Annotated in this window: 3 protein-coding genes; all 3 read left to right on the top strand. The window is 66.7% G+C overall.

The window, feature by feature from the left end; all coding sequences use genetic code 11:
* Positions 1-83: 83 nt before the first annotated feature.
* Positions 84-857 carry an Rv3717 family N-acetylmuramoyl-L-alanine amidase gene (locus KXD96_RS01885; RefSeq protein WP_260742603.1) on the top strand — a complete coding sequence of 258 codons (774 nt, stop codon included), beginning with the start codon at positions 84-86 and terminating at the stop codon, positions 855-857.
* A gap of 398 nt (positions 858-1,255) precedes the next feature.
* Positions 1,256-1,711, top strand: a complete 456-nt coding sequence (locus KXD96_RS01890; RefSeq protein WP_260742604.1) for a hypothetical protein — start codon at positions 1,256-1,258, stop codon at positions 1,709-1,711.
* Between the two features lie 55 nt (positions 1,712-1,766).
* Positions 1,767-7,988 (top strand): sulfolipid-1 biosynthesis phthioceranic/hydroxyphthioceranic acid synthase, encoded by a 6,222-nt coding sequence (gene pks2, locus KXD96_RS01895; protein WP_260745589.1) that lies wholly within the window; start codon positions 1,767-1,769, stop codon positions 7,986-7,988.
* The last annotated feature ends 9 nt before the right edge of the window (positions 7,989-7,997 follow it).

Raw genomic sequence — 7,997 nt, forward strand, 5'->3', positions numbered from 1 at the left:
TCTTGGTCTCGAGTTGGTTTCGCCTGCGCGTGTCCGGCGATTCGAAACCCCCAGCGTAGACCGCGCGACGCTACCTTTGCGCCGTGGACCTACGAGTGAGCAGGCGTGTCGGCATCAGGTTGGTCATCGGTGTGCTGGTTGCTGCCTCGGCGGCGATCACCCCGATCGCGGCCCCGACCGCATGGGGGGTCCCGTCCAACATCGCCGGCATGGTGGTTTTCATCGATCCCGGCCATAACGGCTCCAACGACGCCTCCATCAGCCGTCAGGTGCCCACCGGCCGCGGCGGCACCAAGGACTGCCAGGCGAGCGGGACGTCGACCAACAGTGGCTATGCGGAACACACCTTCACCTGGGACACGGCGCTGCGGGTCCGCGCGGAGTTGAACGCGCTGGGCGTGCGGACCGCCCTGGCGCGCGGCAACGACACCGGGCTGGGACCGTGCGTCGACGAGCGCGCCAACATGGCCAACGCGCTGCACCCCAACGCGGTCCTGAGCATCCACGCCGACGGCGGGCCGGCGTCGGGCCGGGGATTTCACGTCAACTACTCGGCCCCGCCGCTGAACCAGGTGCAGGCCGGACCGTCGGTGCAGTACGCGCGGATCATGCGCGACCAGATGCAGGCCTCCGGGATCCCGCCGGCCAACTACATCGGCCAGAGCGGGCTGTACGGGCGCTCGGACCTGGCCGGGCTGAACCTGGCGCAGTACCCGTCGATCCTGGTCGAGTGCGGCAACATGAAGAACCCCGCGGACTCGGCGCTGATGGAGTCCGCCGAGGGCCGGCAGAAGTATGCCGACGCCATGGTCCGCGGTGTCGCGGGTTTCCTGGCCTCTCAGGGCCAGGCGCGGTAGGCGGGGCGTTCCATCGTCTGCACGAGGCTTCTCTGCCGGGCCGTGTGACCAATCGCGACTTAACGCGCAGCTAACGCACTGGTCACTTCTAAGAATTTGCCTTAACGCGGCGCGCGGTGGGATGACCTTATGTATGGTCTATTTCACGCATGTCGACTTGCGGGTGGGAGCACCGATGATCGACCCGTCGACAATGACAACGAGAGCTTGTTCGTCTCTGCCGACGACAACCGGCACGGGACCACTCGTGGCAGGCCTTCGCCGAAGTTCCAAGCAATCACCGGACGGCCGAGACTGCAGCCATTCACGCTGCATCGCTCCGCCGTCCGACAAAGCAACGACAACGGCTGCGCTGGCGCGGTCGTCCATTCACACGCCGCCAAGGCGGGCAGAGTCGGATGGAGTTTGAGGACCCGACCCTTTCACCGACGAGGCGACAATCAATTGTCGCGCCGCCGCAAAAGTCTGGTCACTTCCGTACCGAATGGCGACTCAGCCTATTGGCGAATATCCCGGCTTCGATCAACCCGGATTTGCTTAGGCAAGTATTCAGCAAAGCATCGCGAGGGTCGTCGGAGCAACTCCGGGCCGATTTCTTCGAGGTGGACCGCGAAGTTGTCCGAGGCGCGACCGATTATTCAGGCGTCGATCCGAACTCTGATTGTGTCTTAGCGCTGGTAGACCCCGGTATTGCAGCCGATCAGCTCTGCAGTCGATCAATCGGAATAGGCACCGCTATGACGTCCAATACCCGACGTTTCCCGCCGCAACCAATTGTCGAAGATGTGTTGGCCCGACCAGGCGGTGCCACCAACCAACTCGAATGCGAACGCGCTTACCGCCCCTCCGGATAAGAAGAGGTGAACGGCCGTGGACAAAGTAACTTTCACTTCCACCGCTGTCATCGGTATGGCCTGTCGATTGCCGGGGGGCATCGACTCCCCCGAGCGGCTGTGGGAGGCGTTGGTGCGGGGCGATGACCTGGTCACGGAGGTGCCGCCGGACCGGTGGAACGCCGAGGAATATTACGACCCTCAGCCAGGCGTTCCGGGTCGCTCGGTGACGAAGTGGGGTGGGTTCCTCGATGACGTCGCCGGCTTTGATTGCGAATTCTTCGGAATCAACGAGCGCGAGGCGACCGCGATCGACCCGCAGCACCGGTTGCTGCTGGAAACCTCCTGGGAGGCCATGGAGCACGCCGGCCTGACTCGAGAAACCATGGCCGACTCGCTCACCGGTGTGTTTGTGGGTTTGACGCACGGCGACTATCAACTGCTGGCCGCCGATGCGAATGCTGTGGAGGCGCCGTATGGGTTTACCGGCAGCAGCTTCAGCCTCGCGTCTGGACGCATCGCGTACGCCTTGGGCATTCACGGTCCAGCGCTGACGGTGGACACCGCATGTTCGTCCGGTCTGACCGCAGTGCACCTGGCCTGTCACAGCCTGAGCGACGGTGAAAGCGACCTTGCCCTGGCGGGTGGGGCCGCCGTGATCCTGGATCCGCGGAAGTTCGTCGCAGGTTCCGCAGAAGGCATGCTGTCTCCCACCGGACGGTGTCACGCGTTCGACGTCGCGGCTGACGGGTTCGCTTCAGCCGAAGGCTGTGTGGTCGTATTGCTGAAACGGTTGTCCGACGCGCTGCGTGACGGCGATCGGATCCTGGCGGTAATCCGCGGCACTGCCGCCAATCAAGACGGCCACACCGTCAACATCGCCACACCGTCGCTCGCGGCGCAGACCGCGGTGTACAGGGCGGCGTTGGCCGCCGCAGACGTCGACGCCCGCAGCGTCGGCATGGTCGAGGCGCACGGCACCGGCACGCCAGTCGGTGACCCGGTCGAATACGCGAGCCTGGCAGCCGTCTACGGCACCGACGTCCCCTGTGCGCTGGCGACAGTGAAGACCAACTTCGGGCATGCCCAGTCCGCCGCCGGAACGCTCGGGCTGATGAAAACGATCCTAGCCCTGCAGCACGGCATCATTCCCCAAAATCTGCACTTCACCCGGCTGCCCGACAACATGGCCGCAATAGATACCAAACTGTTTGTGCCGCAAACGATCACACCGTGGCCGACGAATGGTCATCATCCCAGGCGGGCGGCGGTGTCGTCGTACGGGCTTTCGGGAACGAACGCACACGCCATAGTGGAGCAAGCTCCCGCGCAGGTTCCCGAGGCCGTTGCGCCCGAGGCCCTCTCAGCCGAGTCGGTTGCGGCAGCACCTCTGCTGTTCCCGCTGTCGTCCACCTCAGCCGAGGAATTGCGCCGCACCGCCGGCCGCCTGGCCGACTGGGTCGCCGCGCACGAGGAAGTGGCCTTGACAGATCTCGCCTACACCCTCGCGCGCCGGCGCACGCACCGCCCAGTACGCACCGCCGTCATTGCGAGTTGCCACTCGGAACTCATCCAGGCTTTGCGCGAGGTCGCCGAGGGCGACACCGCGTATCAGGCGGCAGCCGGCCAGGATGACCGGGGACCGGTCTGGGTGTTCTCGGGGCAAGGTTCGCAGTGGGCTCAAATGGGAGCCGAACTGTTGGCGACCGAGCCGGTGTTCGCCGCGACCGTCGCGGCAGCCGAGCCACTGATCGTCCACGAGGCCGGGTTTTCGGTGACGCAGGCGATGACCGCCTCGCAGACCGTGACCGGTATCGACCGGATTCAACCGACCCTGTTCACCATGCAAGTCGCGCTGGCCGCCACCATGCGCTCGTATGGGGTGCACCCGGCCGCCGTCATCGGGCATTCCCTGGGCGAAGTCGCTGCGGCCGTCGTCGCGGGAGCGCTGTCGCTGGAAGACGGCTTGCGTGTCATTTGCCGGCGCTCCCGGCAGATGTCTCGCATCGCGGGGGCGGGTGCGATGGCATCGGTGGAACTGCCTGCGCACCAAGTGCTTTCGGAGCTGGTAACCCGTGGCGTCGACGATGCCGTGGTGTCTGTGGTCGCGTCGCCGCAGTCCACGGTGATCGGCGGTGCCACCCGGACCGTGCGCGATCTGGTCGCGACCTGGGAGTCGCGTGACGTCATGGCCCGCGAGATCGCCGTCGACGTCGCCTCGCACTCCCCGCAGGTGGATCCGATCCTCGACGATGTGGCCGACGCGCTCGCCGAGCTGAACCCGATGCCGCCGGAAACTCCCTTCTACTCGGCGACCCTCTACGACCCGCGCGAGCGGCCGGTCTGCGATGCCGGGTACTGGGTGCAAAACCTGCGCCAGATGGTGCGGTTCGCCCCGGCGGTGCGGGCCGCTTTGGAGGAGGGCCACCGCGTCTTCGCGGAGCTGGCGCCCCACCCGCTGCTCACTCATGCGGTCGAGCAGACCGCCCGCAGCATCGACATGCCGCTGGCCACTCTGGCCGCCATGCGTCGCCAGCAAGCACAGCCCTACGGGCTGCGCGCCTTTGTCGCGGATCTGTACAGCGTGGGTGCCGCGGTCGACTTCTCCGTGCTCTACCCGACTGGCCGGTTAGTGGACGCGCCGCTGCCGACCTGGACGCACCGCCGGCTATTGCTGAGCCGCGGCGCCCAATCCTCAACACACGGTGGCTGCACCGTTTCGGTGCATCCGCTGTTGGGCGCCCACGTGCGCCTGCTGGAGGAACCGGAACGCCACGTCTGGCAGGCCGAGGTCGGCACCGCGGCCCAGCCCTGGCTGAGCGATCACCAGGTTCGCGAAGTGACCGTTTTCCCGGCGGCTGCCTACTGCGAAATGGCGCTGGCCGCCGCGCGTGCCGTGTTCGGCAATGGTTCCGAGGTCCGCGACTTGCGCTTCGATCAGGCGCTGCTGGTGGATGAACAGACCACGATCGGCGCCTCGGCAGCCCTGTCATCAACGGGCGCCGCCGATTTCGCCGTCGAGTCCGATGCCGGGGGCGAACAAGCACAGCTGGTCACCGCCGCGCTCTGCGCCGCAGCGGAAGAGCCCCCTCCCACTTACGACATTCCCGCGCTGCTTGCCGCGCACCCGGGCCGAGAGGACGGAGCCGAGGTGCGTCGACGCCTGGACGAGCGTGGTGTTCGGTACGGTCAGGCGTTCAGCGGTCTCGCCGCGTTGCACATCGGCGAGGGCGCGACCCGCACCGTGCTGGCCGAGGTTGCGCTACCCAGCCAGATCCGCTCGCAACAAGATGCCTACGGGGTGCACCCGGCGCTGCTGGATGCCTGCTTTCAGGCCGTCGCGGCGCACGGGTCACTGCATGCTCTGGGCGAAGATGCGCTCGCCTTGCCGCTCGGTCTCCGACGGCTCCGTTGCCACGGTCCGGCCCGCAGCGCCCGCTACTGCTACACACGGGTGACGAAAGCCGATGGCTGCGGAGTCGAGGCAGACCTGGAAATGCTCGATGAGCAGGGAGCCGTCCTACTCGCCGCGCAGGGGCTGCGATTGGGCACCGCCGCATCCGAGGACGACCACGCCGAACGGCTGCTGGCCAAGCGATTGTTGACAATTGAATGGCGGCAACGAGAGTTGCCGGAAGGGGAATACCGCGACCCCGGAGCCTGGCTGGTGGTCGGCACCGCCAAAGACACCGTTGCCCCCTTGACGGATGCGCTGAAAAGCTTCGGCGCGCAATGCACCACCATGTGCTGGCCGCCACACGCGGACCACGCCTTGAACAGGGAGCAACTTCGAGACCGTCTGCGTGCCGGCGGGTTCAGCGGTTTGGTGATCGGAGCGGAGCCCGGAAAGGGCGACGCCGGTGATCAGTCGCCGGTGCCGGGCCTCGAGGCCGTGCAATACCTGGTGCGTGTCTTACGCGAATTGCCCGACACGCCCGGTCAGCTACCCCGCCTCTACGTCGTGACACACAACGCGCAGGCCGTAGTGGCCAGCGACTTGCCCAATTTGGAGCAGGCCGGGCTGCGGGGTTTGCTGCGGGTGATCGGAACCGAGCATCCGCACTTGCAGCTCACCCAGATCGACGTGGACGACGACACCGATGCCGAGCAGCTCGCCCGCCAACTGCTCAGCGGGTCGGAGGAAGACGAGACCGCCTGGCGACACGGGGCGTGGTACACGGCGCGATTGGCCCTCAGCCCGCTGCGCCCCGAGGAACGGCAAACCACCATTGCCAACCTCGAGCTCGACGGAATCCGTCTGCAGATCCGCACGCCGGGCGATCTGGAGTCGGTGGAATTCATTGTTCGCGAGCGTGTTACGCCGGGCCCCGGTGAGATCGAGGTGGAGATCAGTGCCTCCAATATCAACTTCGCCGATGTACTGGTCGCGTTCGGCCGTTATCCAGCCTTCGAGGGCCGACGACAGCAGCTGGGCACCGACTTCGCCGGCGTGGTGACCGCCGTCGGCCCGGGTGTGACCGACCACAAGGTCGGCGATCATGTCGGGGGTCTGTGCGGCCACGGCTGCTGGGGCACGTTCGTCACCTGCGACGCACGCCTGGCGGTGACGCTGCCGGCCGGACTATCCGATGAGCAGGCGGCGGCGGTACCTACCGCGCACGCCACCGCATATTACGGCCTGCACGACCTGGCTCATATCAAGGGCGGTGACCGCGTTCTGATCCACTCGGGGACGGGCGGGGTCGGACAGGCGGCGATCGCCATGGCCCGGGCCGCAGGTGCCGAAATCTTCGCCACGGCGGGCAGCGAGCAACGCCGTCAACTGTTGCGTGCCATGGGCATTGAGCATGTCTACGATTCGCGCAGCACCGAGTTCGCCGACCTGATAAGACGCGACACCGACGGTTACGGCGTAGACATCGTGCTCAACTCGGTCCCCGGCGCCGCCCAGCTCGCCGGGCTCAAATTGCTGGCTCTCGGTGGACGATTCGTCGAAATCGGCAAGCGCGACATCCGGCTGGGGCTCTTCTCGTTCCGGCCCAACCTCGCGTTTCACGGCGTCGACCTGGCGCTGCTGTCGTACAGCGAACCAGACCGGGTTCACGACTTGCTGACCACGGTGTACCGGCTCATCGCGGACGGTGTGCTCCCGGCGCCAGAGTGCACCCACTACCCTCTTGAGGAAGCCGGCGACGCCATTCGAACGATGGCCGGCGCCGGACACACCGGCAAGATCGTGCTTGACGTCCCGCACACCGGCTACCGCCGGGTGACGGTGCCGCCCGCGCAAGCCCCGGTCTTCCGCCGCGACGGCGCCTACCTCGTCACCGGCGGGCTGGGGGGCCTCGGGCTGTTCCTGGCGGAGACGATGGCCGCGGCGGGATGCGGACGCATCGTGCTGTCCTCACGCTCACGGCCCACGCGCACTGCGTTGGAGACGATCGAGCGGATCCGCGCGAGCGGCGCCGACATCGTGGTGGAGTGCGGTGATATCGCGCAATCCGACACCGCGCATCGGTTGGTGGCCACAGCGACCGCTACCGGCCTCGCGGTGCGTGGCGTGCTGCACGCGGCCGCGGTGGTGGAGGACGCCACATTGGCGAACATCACCGATGACCTGATCGAGCGTGACTGGACGCCAAAGGTTTACGGCGCCTGGAATTTGCATGTTGCCACCGCCGGGCAGCCGCTGGACTGGTTTTGCTCCTTCTCCTCGGCGGCCGCGCTGGTGGGCTCGCCGGGGCAGGGGGCTTACGCCGCGGCCAACAGCTGGGTGGACGGCTTCACCCACTGGCGGCGGGCGCAGGGCCTGCCAGCCACTTCGATCGCCTGGGGACCCTGGGCAAAGATTGGCCGCGCGGCCGCGCTGGCCGAAAGTTCCGACATTGCAATCGAACCCGATGAGGGCGCTTACGCGTTCGAAGCGATACTGCGCCACGACCGAGCCTATACCGGCTACGCGCCGGTCACGGGTACCCCGTGGTTGGGGATCCTGGCCGAGCGCAGCCTGTTTGCGCAGGCATTCCGCTCCGCCGGGCAAAACCGAACGGGCACAAGCAAGCTGCGTGCTGAGCTGGACGAGCTTCCCGCGGACGAGTGGCCCACGTGGCTGCGGCGGCTGATCTCCGATCAGGTCAGCTTGATTCTGCGTCGCAGCGTCGATCCCGACCGACCGCTCTCCGGATACGGCTTGGACTCGCTCGGTGCCCTCGAACTACGTACCCGCATCGAGACCGAAACAGGGGTGCGCATCCCGTCCGCTGACATCTCAACCATAACGATCCGCGGTCTAGCGGGGCTGCTGTGCGAGAAGCTGATGCCCGCTGGCGCGGCCTGACACGAAGGG

This window comes from Mycobacterium sp. SMC-2 (assembly GCF_025263485.1).
Taxonomy (GTDB): domain Bacteria; phylum Actinomycetota; class Actinomycetes; order Mycobacteriales; family Mycobacteriaceae; genus Mycobacterium.